This window comes from Sphingobacterium sp. ML3W (genome assembly GCF_000747525.1).
GTDB lineage: Bacteria > Bacteroidota > Bacteroidia > Sphingobacteriales > Sphingobacteriaceae > Sphingobacterium.
Window position 1 is genome coordinate 792,944 of sequence record NZ_CP009278.1, and the last position, 20,812, is coordinate 813,755.

General features: G+C 35.8%; 22 protein-coding genes. 6 read left to right on the forward strand and 16 right to left on the reverse strand.

The genetic code is table 11. The annotated features are described in order from the left end of the window. The 9 genes from trpB to KO02_RS03645 all read right to left on the reverse strand — a co-directional run bounded on the left by trpB (nucleotide 1) and on the right by KO02_RS03645 (nucleotide 8,459). Nucleotides 1–1,185, reverse strand: coding sequence for a tryptophan synthase subunit beta (trpB, locus tag KO02_RS03605; protein WP_038695914.1), 1,185 nt, complete (start codon nucleotides 1,183–1,185; stop codon nucleotides 1–3). Beyond that, complete coding sequence (locus KO02_RS03610; RefSeq protein WP_038695916.1) at nucleotides 1,166–1,804, reverse strand: phosphoribosylanthranilate isomerase; 639 nt, start codon at nucleotides 1,802–1,804, stop codon at nucleotides 1,166–1,168. The genes trpB and KO02_RS03610 overlap by 20 nt, the downstream gene beginning before the upstream one ends. A 1-nt stretch (nucleotide 1,805) precedes the next feature. After that, the gene (trpD, locus tag KO02_RS03615; RefSeq protein ID WP_038695918.1) at nucleotides 1,806–2,795 is read right to left on the reverse strand and encodes an anthranilate phosphoribosyltransferase; all 990 of its coding nucleotides are present in this window, start codon (nucleotides 2,793–2,795) and stop codon (nucleotides 1,806–1,808) included. Between the two features lie 211 nt (nucleotides 2,796–3,006). Then, on the reverse strand, nucleotides 3,007–3,474 hold the full coding sequence (locus KO02_RS03620) for a hypothetical protein (protein ID WP_038695920.1): 468 nt from the start codon (nucleotides 3,472–3,474) through the stop codon (nucleotides 3,007–3,009). Between the two features lie 77 nt (nucleotides 3,475–3,551). Further along, a complete protein-coding gene (locus KO02_RS03625; protein WP_021188822.1) occupies nucleotides 3,552–3,773 on the reverse strand; it encodes a DUF2795 domain-containing protein in 222 nt (73 codons plus the stop codon). A gap of 143 nt (nucleotides 3,774–3,916) precedes the next feature. Further along, nucleotides 3,917–4,675: an ABC transporter ATP-binding protein gene (locus KO02_RS03630; RefSeq protein WP_038695923.1), complete on the reverse strand. Its 759-nt coding sequence runs from the start codon at nucleotides 4,673–4,675 to the stop codon at nucleotides 3,917–3,919. Nucleotides 4,676–4,703: 28 nt separating this feature from the next. After that, nucleotides 4,704–5,303: a lysophospholipid acyltransferase family protein gene (locus KO02_RS03635; RefSeq protein WP_235212343.1), complete on the reverse strand. Its 600-nt coding sequence runs from the start codon at nucleotides 5,301–5,303 to the stop codon at nucleotides 4,704–4,706. Nucleotides 5,304–5,543: 240 nt separating this feature from the next. After that, entirely contained in the window at nucleotides 5,544–6,914 is a 1,371-nt protein-coding gene (locus KO02_RS03640; protein ID WP_038695927.1) for a dipeptidase, read from the reverse strand. Between the two features lie 369 nt (nucleotides 6,915–7,283). Continuing rightward, nucleotides 7,284–8,459 carry an IS4 family transposase gene (locus KO02_RS03645; RefSeq protein WP_038694773.1) on the reverse strand — a complete coding sequence of 392 codons (1,176 nt, stop codon included), beginning with the start codon at nucleotides 8,457–8,459 and terminating at the stop codon, nucleotides 7,284–7,286. A gap of 127 nt (nucleotides 8,460–8,586) precedes the next feature. On the opposite strand from KO02_RS03645, the gene KO02_RS03650 reads away from it, so the two are divergent. Next, the gene (locus tag KO02_RS03650; protein ID WP_144243253.1) at nucleotides 8,587–11,226 is read left to right on the forward strand and encodes an outer membrane beta-barrel protein; all 2,640 of its coding nucleotides are present in this window, start codon (nucleotides 8,587–8,589) and stop codon (nucleotides 11,224–11,226) included. 9 nt (nucleotides 11,227–11,235) lie between these two features. Next, nucleotides 11,236–12,030, forward strand: a complete 795-nt coding sequence (locus tag KO02_RS03655) for a GLPGLI family protein (protein WP_038695929.1) — start codon at nucleotides 11,236–11,238, stop codon at nucleotides 12,028–12,030. A gap of 135 nt (nucleotides 12,031–12,165) precedes the next feature. Here KO02_RS03655 and KO02_RS03660 read toward each other — a convergent pair whose 3' ends face one another. Beyond that, a complete protein-coding gene (locus tag KO02_RS03660; RefSeq protein WP_038695931.1) occupies nucleotides 12,166–12,345 on the reverse strand; it encodes a hypothetical protein in 180 nt (59 codons plus the stop codon). A 126-nt stretch (nucleotides 12,346–12,471) separates the two neighbouring features. Next, the gene (locus KO02_RS03665; protein WP_038695933.1) at nucleotides 12,472–14,610 is read right to left on the reverse strand and encodes a S46 family peptidase; all 2,139 of its coding nucleotides are present in this window, start codon (nucleotides 14,608–14,610) and stop codon (nucleotides 12,472–12,474) included. Between the two features lie 186 nt (nucleotides 14,611–14,796). Here KO02_RS03665 and KO02_RS03670 point away from each other — a divergent pair, with 186 nt between their 5' ends. Genes KO02_RS03670 through KO02_RS03680 form a run of 4 tightly spaced genes read left to right on the forward strand, consistent with a single transcriptional unit; the run spans nucleotide 14,797 to nucleotide 17,180 of the window. Beyond that, complete coding sequence (locus KO02_RS03670) at nucleotides 14,797–16,146, forward strand: DEAD/DEAH box helicase (protein ID WP_038695935.1); 1,350 nt, start codon at nucleotides 14,797–14,799, stop codon at nucleotides 16,144–16,146. Next, the gene (locus KO02_RS23505; protein ID WP_144243254.1) at nucleotides 16,146–16,385 is read left to right on the forward strand and encodes a hypothetical protein; all 240 of its coding nucleotides are present in this window, start codon (nucleotides 16,146–16,148) and stop codon (nucleotides 16,383–16,385) included. The genes KO02_RS03670 and KO02_RS23505 overlap by 1 nt, the downstream gene beginning before the upstream one ends. Nucleotides 16,386–16,409: 24 nt before the next feature. Beyond that, on the forward strand, nucleotides 16,410–16,760 hold the full coding sequence (gene gldC, locus KO02_RS03675; RefSeq protein ID WP_038702085.1) for a gliding motility protein GldC: 351 nt from the start codon (nucleotides 16,410–16,412) through the stop codon (nucleotides 16,758–16,760). Between the two features lie 12 nt (nucleotides 16,761–16,772). Beyond that, nucleotides 16,773–17,180 (forward strand): EVE domain-containing protein, encoded by a 408-nt coding sequence (locus KO02_RS03680; RefSeq protein WP_038695937.1) that lies wholly within the window; start codon nucleotides 16,773–16,775, stop codon nucleotides 17,178–17,180. A 62-nt stretch (nucleotides 17,181–17,242) separates the two neighbouring features. Here KO02_RS03680 and KO02_RS03685 read toward each other — a convergent pair whose 3' ends face one another. The 5 genes from KO02_RS03685 to KO02_RS03705 form a co-directional block, all read right to left on the reverse strand. After that, nucleotides 17,243–17,770 (reverse strand): acyl-CoA thioesterase, encoded by a 528-nt coding sequence (locus KO02_RS03685; RefSeq protein ID WP_038695939.1) that lies wholly within the window; start codon nucleotides 17,768–17,770, stop codon nucleotides 17,243–17,245. A gap of 14 nt (nucleotides 17,771–17,784) precedes the next feature. After that, nucleotides 17,785–18,702 carry an SDR family oxidoreductase gene (locus KO02_RS03690; protein ID WP_235212344.1) on the reverse strand — a complete coding sequence of 306 codons (918 nt, stop codon included), beginning with the start codon at nucleotides 18,700–18,702 and terminating at the stop codon, nucleotides 17,785–17,787. Beyond that, nucleotides 18,702–19,649, reverse strand: coding sequence for a M20/M25/M40 family metallo-hydrolase (locus tag KO02_RS03695; protein WP_081918297.1), 948 nt, complete (start codon nucleotides 19,647–19,649; stop codon nucleotides 18,702–18,704). The genes KO02_RS03690 and KO02_RS03695 overlap by 1 nt, the downstream gene beginning before the upstream one ends. 63 nt (nucleotides 19,650–19,712) lie before the next feature. Then, entirely contained in the window at nucleotides 19,713–20,363 is a 651-nt protein-coding gene (locus KO02_RS03700; protein WP_038695942.1) for a lipoprotein signal peptidase, read from the reverse strand. Between the two features lie 60 nt (nucleotides 20,364–20,423). Next, a complete protein-coding gene (locus KO02_RS03705; protein ID WP_038695944.1) occupies nucleotides 20,424–20,810 on the reverse strand; it encodes a TraR/DksA family transcriptional regulator in 387 nt (128 codons plus the stop codon). Between the last annotated feature and the right edge of the window lie 2 nt (nucleotides 20,811–20,812).

Genomic DNA, 20,812 nt, shown 5'->3' on the forward strand with positions numbered 1-20,812 from the left:
TTAAAAACCAAAGTATTTCATATAATTGTCCAAATCCTTATCCCCACGACCAGATAGGCAGATAACGATTGTTTCTTCCGGTTTCCATTTTTTCTTTTCTAAATAAGCGAGTGCATGGGCGCTTTCAATCGCAGGGATAATACCTTCAAGTCTCGTTAATAATAGACCCGCTTCCATTGCTTCTTTATCTGTCGCACTAACATAATTACCGCGACCTGATTTAAATAACCAGGCATGCTGAGGACCAATACCCGGGTAATCCAAACCTGCAGATATTGAGTATGGTTCTACTACTTGTCCATCTGGAGTTTGCATAAGCAGTGATCGGCTTCCGTGTAATACACCTTCTTTTCCCAAAGCGGTGGTTGCTGCAGATTCTCCCGAGGATACTCCATGTCCAGCCGCTTCAACAGCTATAAGTTGGACCGATTCTTCATCTAAAAAATGATAAAACATACCAGCTGCATTCGACCCACCTCCCACACATGCAATGGCATAATCAGGGGTTGATTTCCCAGTTTTTTCCAAGAGTTGTTTTTTTGTCTCTTCAGAAATGATAGATTGAAAACGAGCTACCATATCTGGATAGGGATGAGGGCCTACCACCGAACCAATAATATAGTGGGTATCCACGGGGTTATTTATCCAATCTCTTAATGCCTCATTTGTTGCGTCTTTCAAAGTTTTACTACCTGATTCAGCAGCAATTACTTCAGCACCCATCATCTTCATCCGAGCGACATTAGGCGCCTGTCTTGCAATATCTACTGCCCCCATATAGACGACGCATTGTAAGCCTTTTAAAGCGCACACAGTGGCAGTAGCGACACCATGTTGTCCTGCGCCTGTCTCTGCAATTATTCTCTTTTTTCCTAACCTTTCGGCTAATAAGATTTGCCCAATGGTATTGTTTATCTTATGTGCACCTGTATGATTGAGGTCCTCTCTTTTCAAGTAAACGTTGGTACCGTATTTTTCAGAAAGTCGACTGGCAAAATACAGTGGTGATGGTCGACCAACATAATCTCTTAAAAGTTGATTAAATTCTTCTTGGAAACTCGCCTCTTGGATGATATCTAAATATTTTAGACGAAGTTCTTCAACATTCGGATATAACATTTCAGGTATGTAAGCTCCCCCAAATTGACCGTAATATCCTTTTTCATTAACTTGGTATTTGCTCATTTCTAATATTTTTCAAAGTCTGTTCTAATAATTCTACATTTTTTATTCCTGATTTAAATTCAAATTTTGAATTTAAATCGAGTCCGTACAAACGATGGTCAGGAAACTGGATTGCTGAAGCAATATTCTCGGAGCTCAAACCGCCGCTTAAAAAGTAAGGTTTATCCAAAGGATAATGAGCGAGTAGGTCCCATTCAAACTGTTCTCCAGAACCGCCATGGTTTTTACTTTTAGTATCAAATAGAAAATAATCAACAACATCCTCGTACGGTTTTAACGATTTCCAGTCGAAATTTTCGTCTATACCAAAGGCTTTGATTACCATGAAATCTTGAGACTTAAGTATTTGACAAAGCTCAGGACTTTCTTGCCCATGTAATTGTATCCCCATAAGGCCAAAATTATTGGCTTGTTGTATGATTTCTTGTTCATTGGCATTTACAAAAACGCCTATTTTTTTTATCCCTTGGATTGATTTTATAAAATGGGCATCCAAGGCACTGACATATCGTTTTGATTTCTCGTAGAAAATCAAACCCATATAGTCGATTGGTAATTTAATTAGATCTAACATATTGTCTAGATCTTTCATACCACAAACTTTTATTTTTAAGCTCATGTTATTTGTTTATAATTTTATTGAAACTATTGAATGCGCTACCACTTTTTAATGATTCCTCGGCTTCATAAAAGCAGTCTCCAAAAGTCCTTTCTGGATTAAATGTTTTAATAGCAAATGCAGCATTTGTGAGTACGACATTGTTTTGAACCTCGTTTCCCTCATTGCTGATAATTTTTAAGAATGTTTCGGCAGCCTCACGAATTGTTTCTCCACTTGCTAAAGAAGCTGGTGATACAGGTTCAAAACCAAGTTCGGGTATGTTGTAATAATGTTCTCCACTATTCGTAATGACTTTAAAATCTCCCGTTAGCGATATTTCATCATAGCCATCGAGCGCATGTATTATTGAATATTGTTTAGCAGACTCTTGGTATAGATAACCGTATAATCGTGCTAATTCTAAACTAAATACACCCACTGATTGAAATTTTGGATTTGCCGGATTGGTTAACGGCCCTAGCATGTTGAAAAAGGTTTTGACACCTAACGCTTTTCGAATTGGAGCTACAATTTTCATCGCAGGATGAAATAGTGGAGCGTGTAAAAAGCAGATGTTAGCCTGATCCAGTTGTCTTGTCAATTCATCCTTATCGTTTGTAAATTGATAGCCCAGATATTCCATTACATTGGAAGATCCGCATCCTGAAGAGACACCGATATTTCCATGTTTCGCAACGTGGTAACCAGCACCCGCAACTACGAATGAAGCCAATGTGGAAATATTAAAGGTGTTTTTACCGTCGCCACCAGTACCACATAGGTCAATGAGGTCATACCCATCGAAATCGACCTTAAGGCAAAGGTCATACATAGCATCTCTAAACCCGCCAAGTTCTTCAACACGGATACTGCGCATGCCATAAGCGGTCATAAATGCTGCTATTTGATGGCTTTCATATTTTCCTTCTGTTATATTAATGAGGATATCGTAAGCCTCTTTACGACTGAAAGATTTGTATTCAAATAAATGTGCTAATATTTTTTTCATTCTGCTATTAAAATAAAAAAAGGCTCGCCTAAAAAAGGCAAGCCTACTATTTTGATGTATAGATAAATCTAAGCAATAGTTTTTTGCCACAACAGTTTTAACTGCTATGCCACCACCACGACTTATTTAATACGTTTATATTCATTTCTTTATTGTACTAAACAAATATGGTTGATTATTTTAAAAAAAGCAAGGGATTTGGTGAATAAATTTAATATGTTACAAAATGGGCTAAATTATTTCCTTTGGATACCAATGTAAAAGATGCTATTTTCTCATTGTCTAAGTAAAGTGCAACAATAAGTCTATCTTTTACTTTCAGAAAATAGATGTTATTTGGATTTTTGCCTTCTAAGTCAATATCACGTGTTTCTTTTTTCTGAAGATCAAAATAGTTGAAATACTGTATTTGACTTTTATCTTTCATTTGTATGTTGAGTCGTATTTCATCAAGGCTTGCTTTAAGGTAATCAAATAATTCATCGGTCAATTCATTGGATATTACAATATATTGACTCAGTATGACATCAGTAGCAACAGTTGTATCGTTCAAATCATCCGTAAACTTTTTGATATAAGTTACCTGTTCCTCAGCATATTTATTTTCCTGTGCGAACATGATATTTGGAATCAATAATAAAATTATAATTCCTATTTTTCTAAAAAATGTCGATATCATAGCAAGCGGCTTAAGTTAAATTGAAAAAGTTAAAATGAATAAAAAATGCCTTACAATTTATAGCAAGGCATTTTTTATTAATACTCGTCTTCGTTAAAGAAGAAATCATCCTTTGTTGGATAATCTGGCCAGATTTCTTCAATATTCTCATAGGGCTCACCGTCGTCTTCTAAATCTTGTAAATTTTCGATTACTTCAACAGGCGCACCAGAACGAATACCGTAGTCGATTAATTCATCTTTTGTTGCCGGCCAAGGGGCATCTTCTAAATGTGAAGCTAACTCTAATGTCCAATACATAATAAAAACAGATTAAGTTTTCAATTTTCGCAAAAATATAATTTAATTTGTCTTTAGCAAGTTATTTAGCATTTATTTTTAACGCAATAGATTAAACGTCTGGTATTCAGGGTTAAAAAAAATCACGGTCAATAGCCAGCTTTCTACATTTTTTCGAAATCGTCACCTTTTTCATGCAAGGCAGATAACCTTGGGGATACCGATTTGATATCCGTGTTTGGATAATCAGCCTCAATAAGTCCATCTCTCATACGTACGATTCGATGCGCATGAAGTGCTATATCTTCTTCGTGCGTGACGAGTATTATCGTATTACCCTTCGAGTGTATTTCTTCTAAAAGCCCCATGATTTCAATGGAGGTCTTCGTGTCTAGATTTCCGGTTGGCTCATCGGCAAGTATGATCGATGGATTGTTAATCAATGCCCGCGCAACAGCTACTCGTTGTCTTTGCCCTCCAGAAAGTTCATTGGGGCGATGATCCACGCGATTACCTAAGCCAACACTGTTAAGCGCCTGTGTTGCTTTTTCCTCACGGATATTTTGTTTAATCCCTGCATAAATTAAGGGTAATGCAACATTTTCTAAAGCGGTACTTTTCGGTAAGAGATTAAATGTTTGAAAAACAAAACCAATTTCTTTGTTTCGAACCTCGGCTAACTCATCGTCAGACATGTCACTTACATTTATTCCATTTAGGATATACGCACCTTTGTTGGGCGTGTCCAAACACCCTAAAATATTCATTAGCGTAGACTTTCCAGATCCAGATGGCCCCATTAAAGCAACAAATTCACCTTTATTTATATTCAAGGAAACAGATTTTAAGGCATGTATAGTTTCAGTCCCTATTGTATATTGTCGGGCAATTTCTTGAATTTCAATTAATGTTGAGGAGGCCATAGTGTACTTGTTTAAATATGATTTGAAATTACGATTTATTCTGTGATTTCCAATGTGAAAGCATCTTATTATAGACGTGATTTTCTAATTCAGTGGCATTTTGTTCGTTGTATTCTTCGGTGTTTATTGGTGCAAGTACTTGAATATTTACACGACCAGGATGTGATCCCGTTTTGCTTCCATCGTCCCAGAGAATTTCCCATGCGTTCTCGATGACGATGGGTATTATTGGAATATTGTTTTCGATTGCCATACGAAATGCTCCGGATTTAAATGCGTGTAAATCTGGAGGATAATGGTCTGCGATCTTACCTTCTGGAAAAATTGCTATAGATTTACCTTCTTTTAACATTTCATTGGCTTTTTTAAAAGATCTGAAAGAGGACATTCTACTTTTACGATCAACAGGGATATCGATTGTTTTAAAAAATATACGCGTTACTGGATTTTTCAGTAATTCAACTTTACCAATAAATGTAATCGCTTTGGGAGAGACATAGTTTATTGCTGTAATATCTAAAACAGAGGTATGATTAGCACATAAAATATAGGGTTTTGACCAGTCGATTTCTTTTTCAAATTTAACGGAATAAAAAATTCCGGAGCAATAGGAGCCGATTAAACTCATCCACCTTCTGAGGAATGCTATTTTGCTATAGTTTTTGGAAACATTTCTAGCATAAAACCATATCAGAGGAAATAGTATGCAGAAAACAATAAAGACATTGGCAAAGTAAAAACAGCGATGTACGCTCTTCAAGAATTTAATCATCTATGTTTCTATTGGTGGGATATCTTATCAAAGTTTTATTATCATGGAAAAGGGGTTCAATATTTGAACCCCTTTTTTTATTAATTATATGGATCTTTATTTATTTAATTCAGCATAATATTTGTGAAATAAAGGAATAGTAGATATACCTTTAAGGTAGTTCTCAACACCATATTTTTCATTTGGAGAATGTAGGTTGTCACTATTTAAGCCAAATCCAAGTAAAACGGTCTTCAATCCAAGAACTTCTTCAAATAAAGCGACAATAGGAATAGAACCTCCACCTCGAGTTGGAATAGGTTTTATACCAAAGGTTTCTGTTAATGCTTTTTCTGCAGCTTTGTATGCGATACTGTCTGTAGGAGTGACCACGGGTTCGCCACCATGATGCGGTTTAACTTCAACTTTAACGCAATCTGGAGCAATAGCTTCAAAATGTTTTTTAAACAAATCAGTGATGCGCTGAGAGTTCTGGTTGGGAACCAGTCGCATCGAAATCTTTGCATATGCTTTAGAAGGAAGTACCGTTTTAGCACCCTCGCCGATATACCCACCCCAGATGCCATTCACTTCTAATGTTGGTCTAGTGCCCGTGCGCTCGATTGTTGAATATCCTTCTTCACCCCATACTTCTTGGATACCTAAATCTTCTTGATAAGCTTCAATTTCAAATGGAGCTTTATTGAGTTCATCTCGCTCTTCTTGTGTCAATTCTACTACGTCATCATAAAAGCCAGGAATCGCAATATGATTATGCTCATCGTGTAAGGAAGCAATTAATTTAGCAAGGATAGTCGCAGGATTTGCAACAGCTCCACCGTATACGCCCGAGTGCAGATCTCTATTAGGACCAGTAACTTCAACTTCTACATACGATAGGCCTCTTAATCCTGTTTCCAATGAAGGAGTCTCTAAGCTAATCATCGATGTGTCAGAGATAACAATTACATCGGCTTTTAATTTTTCTTTATTTTCTTTAACAAAGTTTCCTAAGTTAATTGAACCGACTTCTTCTTCTCCTTCGATCATGAATTTAATATTGCACGGTAGCGCATTATTTTTCATCATATATTCGAATGCTTTTACATGCATATAGAACTGCCCTTTATCATCTGCAGAACCGCGAGCATAAATCTTACCATCACGAATAGTAGGTTCGAATGGAGGCGTATCCCACAACTCATATGGATCAGCGGGCTGTACATCATAATGGCCGTAAGTCAATACCGTAGGTAATGCCGGATCAATGATCTTTTCTCCATAAACTATAGGATAACCAGCGGTTTGACAGATTTCAACATTATCAGCGCCAGCTACTTTTAATTTTTCTGCAACAAATGCTGCAGTTTTCTCAACATCTCCTTTGAATTTCGGATCAGCACTTACTGAAGGAAGGCGTAATAAGTCAAACAACTCATCTAAAAATCGTTGTTTGTTTGCCTCAACATATTCTTGTATAGTTTGCATAGTATGAATGTATTTATAACAAAAATAGGTAAAACATTGTAATTTCACTTTGATAATTATGCTTTTACAACCATAATTAGAGTAATAAAAAAAAATATAACAATTTTTGTAACATTTCCATGGAAACGCTATCTAATAGGAGTAACTATACAATATATTTGTGCAGTTTTATTAACCAACCTGATAATTATAGTTTTTAAATGAAAAGAAAAACAGTTTTCCATTTGTTATTGCTTTTACCGATGCTTGTGAGCTTCTGCTTTGCTCAAAGTAAAATACAAGGTCACTTCCGTCCTAAATAAATTTTAGGCGCGTGTTTCCCTTGAAACAGTATCTATTTTTAGATAATTTCAATTTTGACCCTATTTTTTAGTCTGAGAATATCTGTAGCTGTCCATTTTTACCCTTAACTGGTGGCCTGATAAAAGGATCATCTATCCATTGCCATATATTTATTTTCACGAATATATTCATCCTGATAAACCCGACCAAGTTAGACAGATTCCAATCGTATTTAGCCTTCTTCTGAAGGTATTTGAGCAGTAATATTCCAATCAACGAAGTCCATATTTGGATCATGACCGCATTTTCAGAAGTACCCACAAAAGATGATATTTTTAAGCGTTGCTTCAGATGCTTGAAGAAAATCTCGATCTGCCATCGCTGTTTATAAATGTTAGCTACTAGTGATGCCTTCCATTGGATATTATTTGTCAGAAAGTGGTACTGGTTGTCTGTGCTGCTGTCCCAAAAGTGAATCAAGCGTAATGGTTTAGAGTTGTATCTATCTGCTGATGGACCAGAAAGCTCAATGATCTCATCTTTAATGATTCCCTTTTCAAGGAGTGCTTCACTCTGGTATGACTTGATAACGTTGTACTTCATGTTAGTTTTACTCCTGGTAACAAAATAACAACCTCTGCTGTCCAAATCCCCGAGCCAGTTGTAATCCACATAACCTCTATCCACCACTACAACGCTTCCTTTGGAAAAACTATAGCTACCCGCACGCTGGCTTTCATGAACTTTCCCGTCTGTAATCTGCATGAAAACAGGAAGACATCCATCATAATCCAGCACAGTGTGCAGTTTTACAGCACCTTTGGTGCTTCTAAATTTAGCCCAGTCAAATACAGATAAACATAAAGGGATGATACTGGCATCCATCAGATAAACCTTGCGCTTTAATTGCGTTAGATCTTTGCGCAAATGGGTATCCTTTTGCCATAGCTTATCTAATAGCGAAAAGTACAGATCTTTAAAGAGTTCATGGGTGCGGTGCTTGTTGATATAGGAAATATTGGACTTGCTGGGTGCTCTACCAACACCTAAATGGTTCAAATTACCAGTCGTACTACGTAAGCCATTACTGATATCACGAACTGAATCTGCAGAAGAAAAATGGCAAAACAACATGCTAGCAAGATGCGTCCAGCTGTTGATCCCTTTACAATGTTTGTCACTCTTGTGCTTAGCAACCAAAACCTTGAATAATTCGCGGTCGATAAGTGATAAAATCTGACTAAAAACGTTTAAATTTACCATGGCGGTGTGTTAAAATTTGACGATTTAAATATAGCAACTTTGCTATAGCAAAACACCGCCACTTTTTTCAACGTTTAGGACGCTACTGATACAAGGTAAAATTAGCGATGCCAAAGATCAGCAGAAGTTGTCAAATGCAACGATCATGCTTTTGAGTGCCAAAGATTCTATTCTTCTAGATTTTACCAGATCTGATGAAAATGGAAATTTTTCGTTAAATACACCACTAGAAAGTGAAGGGGTGCTTATTGTGAGTTATCCTAAATACGGCGATTATTATACCTCAATATTACCTAATCAAGATTATTCAGCCTTAAAGGTTGGTCTGACGAGTACTACGCAGCTTTTACAAGAGGTTATCGTAACAGGTCGTATTCCGGTTACTATAAAAGGTGATACGACAGAGTATGATGCTGGTAGCTACAAAGTGGAGAAAAATGCCAAAGTCGAGGACTTGTTAAAAGTATTACCGGGTATTACAGTCGATGCGGCGGGTAATATCACTGCACAAGGAAAGACGGTTAAAAAGGTCTTGGTGGGTGGCGAGGAGTTCTTTGGTGATGATCCAAAATTAGTAACCCGTAATATCCGTTCGGATATGGTAGACAAAGTTCAGGTTTATGAAAAACAATCTGAGCAAGCAGAACGAACAGGTGTCGATGATGGAAATAAAGAACAAACGATCAATGTGAAGCTAAAAGAAGGTTCTAAAAATGGGGTGTTTGGGAAAGCTGTTGCTGGTGACGGAACTGATGATTATTACAATGGTCAATTAATGCTGAATAAATTTAAAGGCTCACAAAAGATATCTGCTTACGGATTATTTGGTAATAATGGTGGTACGTCTTTGTCTTGGGAGGACGCTCAAAAGTATGGGTCAGATGCTGGTGTGAATTATAATGAGGATGGTATGTATTATAGTTCTGGAGGTGATGACTTTTCTGGTAGTGGTGCTATTGGTGTCCCTAAAGTGATGAATACGGGAGTCAACTTTTTTGATAAATGGAATTCAGACAAGCATAAATTGAATTTGAGTTACAAGTACGGGAAAATTGAAAGCGATGGTAACGAAGTCACGAATAGACAAAATAACCTAGAAAATGATATTCAATTTACGGATAAAATAAGAAACGCCAAATCAGATTTAACAAAGCAAAGGATGAATTTGAAGTATGACTTGAAGTTTGACTCGTTGACCACGTTAACTATTCAAGGTAATGCCTCAAAAAATAAGAATTGGACGGACGATCGATCGTTTTCAACTACGATCAATAAGAATGGTGATTTTTTGAACTCTGATTCGACCAATAATAGTAGAAATTCTGATGGACAATCTTTTGGTATAAATGCTTTTTTGACGAAAAAATTTAAAAAGGCTGGACGTTCAGTCTCTTTAAATATGAATATCAATAGAGATGAAAATGATGGCGATACTTATTTATTGGCTTTCATCAACTATAACAAAGACAATGTTTTTACAAGAGATACCACAGATCAGTTTAAAAAGAATATTGGTAATAATACGACTAAAGGTGCAACCTTGACTTATACTGAACCGTTAACGAAAAAATTGAATCTTTCTTTAAATTATGGTTTGAATAAAAATGATAATAATTCTTCTCAAATGTCTTTTAACAAGGGCCAATCGGGTAAGTATGATGCCTTGGATGATGATTTTAGTAATGATTATAGTTATGATCGATTCTCTCATATTTATAAGGTAGCGCTAAGTTATAAAAGTGAAAGCTTTAGGGCAAATCTGACGAATAGTATCAACGATGACCAGTTAAAACAAGTAGACAACCGTTCGAAAGCTGATATTGAGCGTTCGTTTCTGACGTATAATCCTAACCTGAGTTTTGGGTATAATATTACAAAAGCAAAAGGGATTTATTTTAGTTATTCGGGAAGAAATCAATTACCATCTTTGAATCAGATTCAGCCTATCCTCGATAATACCGATCAATTTAATTTGGTCGTAGGTAATGAGAATTTGAAACCTTCATTTAGTAATAGTTTTAATGTCAATTATAATTCTTTTAAAATTCTTTCTGGATCTTATACTTATTTAGGTGTAAACTATAGTAATCAGAAGGATGCTTTTGTTCAGAACATTACAACTGATGAAGAAAGTGGTAAGAGTGTTTACCGTTGGGAGAACTTAACGGATAATACGAATCAATCTTTTAACTTATATGGGGGTTTCCATTTTAAATTGAATAAAGATATAGGACTAGAGAATTCGCCTCGGATAAATATGAGTGGTTCACAAAGTTATAATATGATAAACGGTGCTTTGAATAAGGTCGATGTGTTTAATTATAATGTGACGTATTCCATCTTTAAAAATATGAAGAAGGGCTTTGATTTTGATGTGAATGTTACGCCTGGTTTTAAAACCATGAGTTCCTCATTGCAACAAGATGTAAACAGTAATGGTTTTGTGTTTTCAAGTAATGGTGGTATGAGTTATTATTTTCCTAAAAAATTAAAACTTTATGTCAATTACGATTATACTTACGAGGCTGCTACTGATGCGTTTGCGACCAAGCTTGATCAATTACTTATTCACCCTGGAGTGAGTAAGAAATTCTTGAAAAATGAATCCTTAGAATTGGACTTTACGGTAAATGATGTTTTGAATCAAAATAAAGGCTTCTCGAGAAGCCAAAGTAGCTCCGTTTTCACACAACGTCGTTATGACACGATTCAACGTTATTACATGTTGAAATTGAGTTGGGATTTCACTAAAATGTTTATGAATTAAAATTTATTTATGAAAATATTAAAATTTTTAGCGGTTTTATTACTACTGTTTGTAGTAGGGGAGAGTAAAGCACAATATACCTTGTTTTCAAAATCAGGGACAATTACATATGATAAGACGATGTATATTAAAAATATCATCGCTAAGCAATTCGTAGCAAAAGCTGATGAGAATTCTCGCCATTGGTTTCAAGAGATGGTTTCAACAGCCCCTCAAAGTGTCACAATTCAAAAAACCTTGAAGTTTAATGGAAGTGAAACACTTTTCGAACCCGTGAAGAAAGAGCTGGATCCAGCATCCTCTCGTTTCATTATGCAATTAGCATTAGATTTTGACGGTGTCACATCTTCTAATCTTGAACAAAATAGCTATAGACGATTCAATGATATCTTTGGAGAAAAGATTGTTATTGCAGATACATTGAAGACAATAAAATGGAAAATAACAGATGAATATCGTGAAATAGCAGGCTATAATTGCCGAAGGGCAAATGGAGTTACCTCTGATTCAATATATGTAATCGGATTTTATGCCAATGAATTACCTGTATATGGTGGCCCTGAATCAATAAATGGCCTACCAGGAATGATTTTAGGACTTGTAGTACCTAATCAACACGTCTCCTACTTTGCTTCTAAGGTGGAACTTTCTAGTGCTCCGGTGATGGATAAGAAGGTATTTGAAGCCAAAAAGGTTAAAGTATTATCAAGAGCTGAAGTCGATAAGCAATTTACACAGACTCTTTCTTCAGGAATGATGACAAAAGAGATGGTTAAATATATTATGCAATTACTTTTAATGTAGTGAAATTTAGATTGCCATTTGAATACATTAAGGCCCATGAACTTAAAAGTTTATGGGCCTTAATGATTACTATATAAGGTTAAACGTAAAAGGCGCTTTAAAAGCGCCTTTTACGTTTAACAAGATAAATAAAAACTATTTACCATCATTTTTTTTAGACGTAACGTCGTTACGAATTTCTTGTGCTAATGTTTTAATGTCCTGTAATCCTTTGCGTACACGAGTACCGGCAGCAGAGTTACCATTGTTGAAAAATTTGTCTGCATCTGCTTCGATTGATGCTACTAACTCTTTTAATTTTACGTAGTTTTCCATTTTAATAATTATAATTTTAGTTTTATGGTCTTGTTTATTACTCTAATTAACACAATAAATATACAAAAACCAATTTAATAGAAAATATTTTTCTGAAATTTTTGTGTTAAAAAACGTGAAATAATATTAATCTACAATTTTTAATTCATTTATTATATTTGTAGCTCCGGCGAATTTGTCAATCACAAATAGTACATAGCGAATATCAACAGATATCGTACGTTGCAATTTGTGGTCAAAAATGACGTCTCCTGCCATTGCTTCAATATTACCATCAAAAGCCAAGCCAATTAGCTCTCCATTTGCATTTATTACAGGAGAACCTGAGTTTCCACCTGTAATATCATTATCACTCAGGAAGTTAACGGGTAAATATCCTGCTTTATCTGCATAACGGCCGTAATCTTTATTGTTCTGTAAATCGATCAATCGCTGAGGTAAATCAAATTCTTCATCACCTTTTTTATACTTAGCAACTGTACCCTGTAGGGTTGTATAGAAGTTTTCAGCTGCATCATTGCGTTTATCAGCAGGTAATGCTTTGATCGAACCGTAAGTTAAACGTAAGGTGCTATTTGCATCAGGATAGAATTTACCTTTTGGATTTGATGCTAATACACCAGCAACATATTTACGGTGTGCTGCTTCAAATCTATCAGTTGCTGCTTGATCATTTGCAGATGATTCACGGTATTTGTTTAATAGGGCAGAAGATAATTTATACAATGGATCGTTTTCTAAAGCCAAGGCAGTTGGATTCTCCAAAAAGTTGTTTAAGCGCTCTTCAGATGCAAAAACACTGTTTTTTATAGCTTCGCTTACATATGAAGATAAATCATTGTTGTTTTGATTTGCTAATTCTGCAACATATGGCGCTATATTGCCACCTTTTTTTGCATAAAGATTAAGTTCGTCGATCAATACATCTTCCTCAAGAGGTAAGTATAATTTTTCATAACCAGAACTAATAGCTGCTTGCAATTTTGGTAATAATTCTTGACGCTTAGCCTCATTTGACTTCACATATATATCCAATCCATTACCAATTGAGAAAGGCAATGCAGCTAATGAGCTAGAACGTAACATACCACTTAGGTAGTTGTCATGACGTGCTTTTTCATTTGTAGAAGCGTAATAGTCGTTGATCGTAGCGATAACATCGCCATATTGCGCTTTGTTTTCTTTTTTATTGGCCCATTTATTGAATTTAGCTTCATCCTGCGCTTTTGTTATTGCGGTTTTGTGTAATGTTAAAGCGTCAATCATACCTTGACGGTTTTTCCAATAGTTTGCAACTTGAGAATATTTTGAAGCATAATTAATCTTAACAGCTTGGTCCTTGTCCATGTATTTTTTCATGGCATCCATTCCTGTTTTCGAAGCTTCTACCCATGCCGGATAAGCAAACTTTACGTTTTGGTCAATTCCACCAGCAGGCATCCAACGGTTTGTACGACCAGGATAACCTAGGATCATGGCAAAATCACCTTCTTTGAAACCTTTTAAGCTGATCGGTAGAAAGTGTTTCGGTTTTAAAGGAACATTATCTTTTGCATATTCAGCAGGGTTGCCATTGCTATCCCCATATACACGGAAAATGGAAAAGTCACCTGTATGGCGAGGCCATTCCCAATTGTCTGTATCTCCACCAAATTTACCGATGCTATTAGGCGGAGTACCTACTAGTCTAACGTCTGTATAATCCTGATACACGAAGTAGTAATATTCGTTACCATTGTAAAACGATTTTACATTAACGATGTACTTGCCATTCTCGCTGTTCTCTTTTTCGATTTTGGCAATTTCTTGGTTAACTACTTTTTGGCGTTCAGATTCAGACATTTTATCATTTACTAAAGATAAGATTCTTTTAGAGACGTCATCCATACGAACGAAAAAGCGCACGTATAAAGATTTTGGCTTTAACTCCTCTGATTTTGTTTTTGCCCAAAACCCATCGGTAAGATGATCGTTTTCTGGAGTAGATAGCTCGGCAATAGCACCATAACCACAATGGTGGTTTGTAAATACTAGTCCTTGATTAGAAACGATTTCTGCAGTACAACCACCGTTAAATTGTACAATCGCGTCTTTTAAACTTGAATTGTTGATACTGTAGATTTCTTCAGCCGTCAATTTCAATCCCTTCTTTTGCATATCAGCCTCATTTAGGCGCTTCAAATGCATTAGGAACCACATTCCCTCATCTGCGAAAGTGGTCAAACTTGCTGTGATTAGCAGCAATAAGATCCATAATTTTTTCATACAAACTTGATAAAAAAGTTTAGTTATTTACTACAAAGGTGGTTTAATTCTGCTTTAAATCAAAATGCACCTACTTTTGCCTCCCAATTTGTATAAAAATGAAATAGTTGTGTCAATTTTTCGTCAATCTGAGATTCATTGAATGCTGAGGATAAGCAAGTGGATGCTTTTCCTTACCTTTGTAAAATGCAGCAAACATTTGAAAATTTTAAATTGAATAAGCAGCTTTTGAACGCAATTGAAGAAGCAGGTTATACAGTTCCAACAGAAATACAACAGAAAGCTATTATACCGACGCTAGCCGGTCAAGATATCATGGGAGTAGCACAAACAGGCACTGGGAAGACTGCTGCATTTGTCTTACCTATATTGATGAAATTAAAATATGCACAAGGACAAGACGCGCGTGCTTTAATTTTGTCTCCGACTCGTGAGCTTGCTATGCAAATCGAAGAAAGTATTCGAACATATTCAAAATATCTTGATTTACGTACAGTCGTATTATATGGTGGTTTAGGGCCTAAAACCCAGATTGAAATCCTTGAAAAGGGAGTGGATATTATTGTAGCAACACCAGGTCGTTTCTTAGACCTATACTTAGAAGGGCATATCAATGTAAAATCATTGAAGTTCTTAGTCATGGATGAAGCCGATAAAATGATGGATATGGGGTTTATTTCCAAACTTCATCGTATCTTAGAAGTTGTACCACGTAGGAGACAAAATCTTTTATACTCCGCGACTATGAGTGAATTGGTTCGTAAAATTGCCGGTGATTTTTTGGCATTCCCTACTGTTATTGAAGTGTCTGAACAAGCAACTCCTGCAACGACAATCAGTCAGTGTGTTTATTTTGTCCCAAATCAAAAAACGAAATTGAATCTCTTACAGCAATTGTTGAAAGATGATGCATCATTCCATCGTTTAATTGTATTTTGTAAAACAAGAACTGTTGCAGATAATGTTTTTTCCTTCTTAGAACGTAAATATGGTAAAGATCAAGTTCGTGTTATACATGCGAATAAAGGTCAAAATACGCGTATTAATTCTATAAACGCATTCAAAGAAGGTAATATTAGGATCCTTGTTGCGACTGATGTAGCTGCTCGTGGTTTAGATGTTTCCAATGTGTCCCATGTGATTAATTTCGAGGTACCTATTGTAACAGAAGATTATGTACACCGTATCGGAAGAACTGGAAGAGCCTTTAACTCGGGCGATGCTATTACTTTTTGTAATGACGCGGAGAAACACTATTTCAGAAAAATCGAGAAATTAATCCGTCAATCTGTTGATGTTATCCCATTACCAGATGAAGTATTTATAGAAGAGACTCCTTATTTTGAACGTCAGTTGATTGCGAAGGAAATCGATAATCAGAAAAGAAAAGCAGATCCTGATTTTCTAGGTGCATTCCATGAGAAAAAATTTGTGATCAAACAAAAAGAAGCGAAAGCATCTCAACGTGCATCAGGATTTAGATCCAATAAGCAAGGACCTAAAACTTCGACTAAAAGGAATTATAGGACAAAATAGTGAGGTTAACACCAATTAATATCGTATCGGCATGTTTAGTGGCGTGGTATATCGTAGAAGATATGGGAGACAACAATCCATTACTTTCTACAACTGCGCTAGTGATATTGCTTGTCGTACTTTTATTAGTGGATGTTTTCTTCCGTGTCTTCATAAAACAAGATAGAAAACTTTGGCTTTACGAGTTGGGTTTTGTAGTAGTAGTTGCTATATTAACGCTCCTTATAAAAATAACTTAAGCCTTTTTAAATAGCATGATTAATATGAAAAAAGCAGAAATAAAATTACAGATTGAACTGGATGAAACTAATGTTCCAAATACGATTACTTGGTCTTCTAGTGATGGCGAATCTTCGGATGAACTTCCTGCAAAAGCCATGTTTTTAGCGCTATGGGATTCCGCTTATAAGAATTCTATGCGTATCGATTTATGGACAAAGGATATGCCATATGATGAGATGAAACGTTTCTTTTATGAAACTTTGCAAACATTAGGGGATACTTTTTTACGTTCCTCAGGTGGCGACCCCGTGGCAGAAAAAGTTATTGCAGATTTACGTGATTACTGCGCACATTTTGCAGATAAGATGGAAGTTCTGGAACAACAAAATTAAATTTTCTCCGATATGAATTACTTTTTAGTCAAATCAGAACCTTTCAAATACAGTTGGGAACAATTCAATAAAGATGGCGAGACGTTTTGGGATGGGGTACGCAATTATCAAGCGCGCAACAACCTCAAAGCAATGAAAGAGGGTGATCTTGTTTTATTTTATCATAGTAATGAAGGAAAGGAAGTCGTAGGGATTGCTAAAGTGGTAAAAGAATATTATCAAGATCCAACAACAGAAGATCCAAAATGGGTGGTTGTAGACTTAGCTCCGGTCCAAACCTTTAAGAAGGCAGTAACCTTAGAACAAGTTAAGGCTGATGAGTTTTTACAGGATATAGCATTGGTACGACAAGGTAGATTGTCAGTTATGCCCTTGAAAGCAGAGGAGTTTGATCGTATTGTAGCTTTAGGTAACGAATAATAACATCTTTCAATAGAAAAAAATAGAAAAGCCTCAGATTATATAATCTGAGGCTTTTTAGATTAACCTTTGTGATCAAATAGATTAACCAGATTTTTTAATTCAGTAGCTTTACTTGGGTCTAATTTACCACTTAATATTAAGCGTAATTCACGACGCCTCATCGCCTCGTCATACAGCCTATGTTCCAATTCTGTTTCAGGAACGACTTTTGGAATAGGTTGCGGCTTAGCATGCTCATCTATGGCCACGAATGTATAATAGGCCTCGTTTGATTTTTCTTTTGTTCCTAATGGAAGATCTTGAGCAAAAACTTCCATTCTTACTTCAATTGAAGTGTTAAAAGCACGTGTTACTTTTGCTTCAATTGTGACAACCTCGCCCAGTCGAATAGACCTTTTGAATGAAACGTTATCAACAGATACGGTTACGACAGGACTGTTACAATGTTTCTGCGCTGCCATGGCAGAGCAGATATCCATCCAATACAGTAATCTACCTCCCATTAAATTACCAAAAGTATTCGTATCATTCGGTAATACTAATTCATTCATTACCGTAGTAGACTCTTTAGCACATTTATCCTTCATCTCTATTTTTATTATTAACGGAAGATTCCGTATTGTTTGTCGATTATTTCTAAACTCGCTTTGAAAGGAGTTGGTTGAAAGCCCAAAATCGATTTGGCTTTTGATAATATAAAACCTGTTTTTTGTGGACGATTTTCAGATTGATTTATGGATGCTGCCGTTATTTCTGAAATTAATGATTTATCAAAGTTCCAAAAATCTGCAATTTGATAGACGGCTTCTGCAATTGTAAACATTTCTTCTCCGCTGATGTGGAAAACTCCAGTTATACGTTTTTCAATAGCTAAAAGACAGGCTTCTGCTAAATCATCAACAAAAGTTGGCATGCGCCATTGATCATTTACTACTTTTATTGCTTCATTTTTTGAAAGTTTTTCTTTTGCCCAAAGCACTAAGTTAGAGCGATTTGGATTGGCATTTATTCCATAAACCAATATGGTTCTTAAGATAGCATACGCACATCCAGAGCTGTGGATAACTTGTTCAGAACGTAGTTTGCTTTTCCCATATTCACTCAGTGGATTGGTCGAATCATCCTCATTATATGGTCCATTTTTTCCATCAAAAACAAAATCTGTGGATAACTGTACTAAAAAAGCGTTTGTACGCTCGCAGAATTTTGCTAATTGCTCAACAACTTCAACATTCATCTTTTCACTGAGAGCCTTATCGGCTTCACATCCTTCAACACTTGTGATAGCCGCAGTATGAATGATATAATTGGGTTTAACTTCTGATAGGTAGCTGTCTAGAAGTTCCGAATTCATTAAATCCAATTGTTGAAAATGATAATTTTCTACGTTTGGATTATTGTTTTTATTCATTGAAATAGCAAAAACCTCATAATTTGGGTTCTTACTAAGTAAATCAATTAATTTCTGTCCTAAAAAACCATTAGAGCCAGTTATTAACACTTTGTTGGTAATCATCATTAATTTGTGAATTCAAATTTTAGTTTTTCAGTTTGTTTCAACATATTGTTGATAACCATGACTTCGAAGTCAATTATACCTGTTAGCCCTGTATAATTGATTTTTTCAGGATCATCTGTCGGCATATGGTAATCAGGATGTCCACCAGTATGAAAAAACAGAACAGGGATATCTTTTTTGTAGAATGAAGTTTGATCAGAGCCACCATTTCCATCATGTCCTGTATAGAACTTGATACTAGGGGTAATTCCTTCAAATATTTCTGGCCATGCTTTACTTGTACCGTAACCGATTACAGCTACACCTTGTTCAGGGTTTAATCTTCCGATCATGTCCATATTCAACATGGCTGTTATTTTGTTTAGGGGCAATGTTGGGTGTTCAGTAAAGTACTTAGAACCTATTAAGCCTAATTCCTCAGCTCCGAATGCGATAAAAAGAAAATTGTAACTTTCTTTTACATTATTGGTGCTGTAATAACGAGCCAGTTCTAATAGTCCAGCCACCCCAGAGGCATTGTCATCTGCACCATTATGAATTTTACCAACACCTAAAGAGTCCTTCGAACTCCCTTGATGCCCTGTTCCCAAATGGTCATAGTGAGCGCCAATTACAATCGTTAGCGGAGCGCCATTATCTAAAAAAGCGATAATATTATCTGCTTTTCGAATACTATCACTCACCTTTACTTTCCAGACTTTAGCATCGAAAGATTGACGGTATCCTTTTTCTCCCAAAGGTTGAAGATGCAGCTTTTTAAAATATTTTTTAATATAATTTGCGGCCTTGAACACTTCCTTGCTGCCCGTTCCGCGACCTTTCATTTTATCGTTCGCAAGGTAGTTAATATGTTTTTTCACCAAATTAGTATCGCTGTATTGTGCTATACTAGGTAGACTTAGGACACTGAGGAGTGTCAATAGCGTCCATTTAATGTATAAGTTCATTTGAGTTATTGTTATTATGCAATAAAAAAAGCCTTGATAATTCAAGACTTTAGTAAGCCATATTTAATCCTCCACAATTTCGCTGTGAATACTCGTTTTTTCTTCCTTTTCTTCTTTAAAATATTTCTTTTGAAAGAGTAATATTAAGACCACTCCGACAGAAATAGCTGAATCGGCAACATTGAAAACTGGTCGGAAGAATAGAAAGTCTTCACCTCCCCAAATTGGGAGCCATGTTGGAAAGGTCCCTTCAACAAGAGGAAGGTAAAGCATGTCGACTACTTTTCCGTGAAAGAGTGTGGCATAACCCCCATCAGCAGGAAAGAGAGATGCTTTGTCGTACCATGTACTTTCACTAAAGATTAAGCCGTAAAAAGTGGAATCGATGATATTACCGAGTGCTCCTGCAAATATTAAAGCAATATTGAGGATAAATCCTCTATTATATTTCTTTTTGACCATGTAATGCAGACCATAACCAATTGCTGCAACAGCGATAATACGGAAAAGTGTTAGCATGAGTTTTCCAAATTCACCGCCGAATTCCATTCCATATGCCATCCCATTATTTTCTATAAAATGTATTTGTACAAATTTGCCAATCACTTCATAGCTTTGACCGATGGTCATATTTAATTTTACCCAAATTTTTGATATTTGGTCAATTAAAAGAACAAGAATAATTAATATTACAGGTTTAGTATAGCCTTTCATAGTTGTAAAAATGGTCTTTACCGACAGTAAAGACCATTGTTTTTTTGTATTTGAATAAAATTAATACTGTTTGTTTTTAGCTTCAATACTTAGCGTAGTATGTGGAACAGCTTTCAATCTTTCTTTTTGGATTAATTTACCTGTTTCTCTACAAATGCCATAAGTTTGGTTCTCAATACGAATTAAAGCAGCTTCTAAGTTGTCTATGAATTTGCGTTGACGAGCAGCCAATTGATTGGTTTGCTCTTTTTCTAATGTTGCCGAACCATCTTCCAATGTTTTATAAGTACCAGCAGTATCATCAGTGCCATTCGCATCGCTATTATTCAGGGATGCGGTCAATGAAGCAAGTTCCTCTTTTGCTATTCTCAATTTTTCCAAGATAATGCTTTTAAACTCTTGAAGCTCTGAATCGCTATAGCGTGTCTTTACGTGGTTAGTTACCATAA

What these genes read in the sequence shown, in the direction of transcription:
- KO02_RS03690 (WP_235212344.1), bottom strand. Translation starts at nt 18,702, where the DNA reads ATGATGATTACCAACAAAGTGTTAATAACTGGCTCTAATGGTTTTTTA.
- KO02_RS03635 (WP_235212343.1), bottom strand. Translation starts at nt 5,303, where the DNA reads ATGAGTTTAATCGGCTCCTATTGCTCCGGAATTTTTTATTCCGTTAAA.
- KO02_RS03620 (WP_038695920.1), bottom strand. Translation starts at nt 3,474, where the DNA reads ATGATATCGACATTTTTTAGAAAAATAGGAATTATAATTTTATTATTG.
- KO02_RS03655 (WP_038695929.1), top strand. Translation starts at nt 11,236, where the DNA reads ATGAAAATATTAAAATTTTTAGCGGTTTTATTACTACTGTTTGTAGTA.
- KO02_RS03700 (WP_038695942.1), bottom strand. Translation starts at nt 20,363, where the DNA reads ATGAAAGGCTATACTAAACCTGTAATATTAATTATTCTTGTTCTTTTA.
- KO02_RS03685 (WP_038695939.1), bottom strand. Translation starts at nt 17,770, where the DNA reads ATGAAGGATAAATGTGCTAAAGAGTCTACTACGGTAATGAATGAATTA.
- KO02_RS03630 (WP_038695923.1), bottom strand. Translation starts at nt 4,675, where the DNA reads ATGGCCTCCTCAACATTAATTGAAATTCAAGAAATTGCCCGACAATAT.
- KO02_RS03695 (WP_081918297.1), bottom strand. Translation starts at nt 19,649, where the DNA reads ATGAACTTATACATTAAATGGACGCTATTGACACTCCTCAGTGTCCTA.
- trpB (WP_038695914.1), bottom strand. Translation starts at nt 1,185, where the DNA reads ATGAGCAAATACCAAGTTAATGAAAAAGGATATTACGGTCAATTTGGG.
- KO02_RS03610 (WP_038695916.1), bottom strand. Translation starts at nt 1,804, where the DNA reads ATGAGCTTAAAAATAAAAGTTTGTGGTATGAAAGATCTAGACAATATG.
- KO02_RS03645 (WP_038694773.1), bottom strand. Translation starts at nt 8,459, where the DNA reads ATGGTAAATTTAAACGTTTTTAGTCAGATTTTATCACTTATCGACCGC.
- KO02_RS03665 (WP_038695933.1), bottom strand. Translation starts at nt 14,610, where the DNA reads ATGAAAAAATTATGGATCTTATTGCTGCTAATCACAGCAAGTTTGACC.
- trpD (WP_038695918.1), bottom strand. Translation starts at nt 2,795, where the DNA reads ATGAAAAAAATATTAGCACATTTATTTGAATACAAATCTTTCAGTCGT.
- KO02_RS03660 (WP_038695931.1), bottom strand. Translation starts at nt 12,345, where the DNA reads ATGGAAAACTACGTAAAATTAAAAGAGTTAGTAGCATCAATCGAAGCA.
- KO02_RS03705 (WP_038695944.1), bottom strand. Translation starts at nt 20,810, where the DNA reads ATGGTAACTAACCACGTAAAGACACGCTATAGCGATTCAGAGCTTCAA.
- KO02_RS03670 (WP_038695935.1), top strand. Translation starts at nt 14,797, where the DNA reads ATGCAGCAAACATTTGAAAATTTTAAATTGAATAAGCAGCTTTTGAAC.
- gldC (WP_038702085.1), top strand. Translation starts at nt 16,410, where the DNA reads ATGAAAAAAGCAGAAATAAAATTACAGATTGAACTGGATGAAACTAAT.
- KO02_RS03680 (WP_038695937.1), top strand. Translation starts at nt 16,773, where the DNA reads ATGAATTACTTTTTAGTCAAATCAGAACCTTTCAAATACAGTTGGGAA.
- KO02_RS03640 (WP_038695927.1), bottom strand. Translation starts at nt 6,914, where the DNA reads ATGCAAACTATACAAGAATATGTTGAGGCAAACAAACAACGATTTTTA.
- KO02_RS03625 (WP_021188822.1), bottom strand. Translation starts at nt 3,773, where the DNA reads ATGTATTGGACATTAGAGTTAGCTTCACATTTAGAAGATGCCCCTTGG.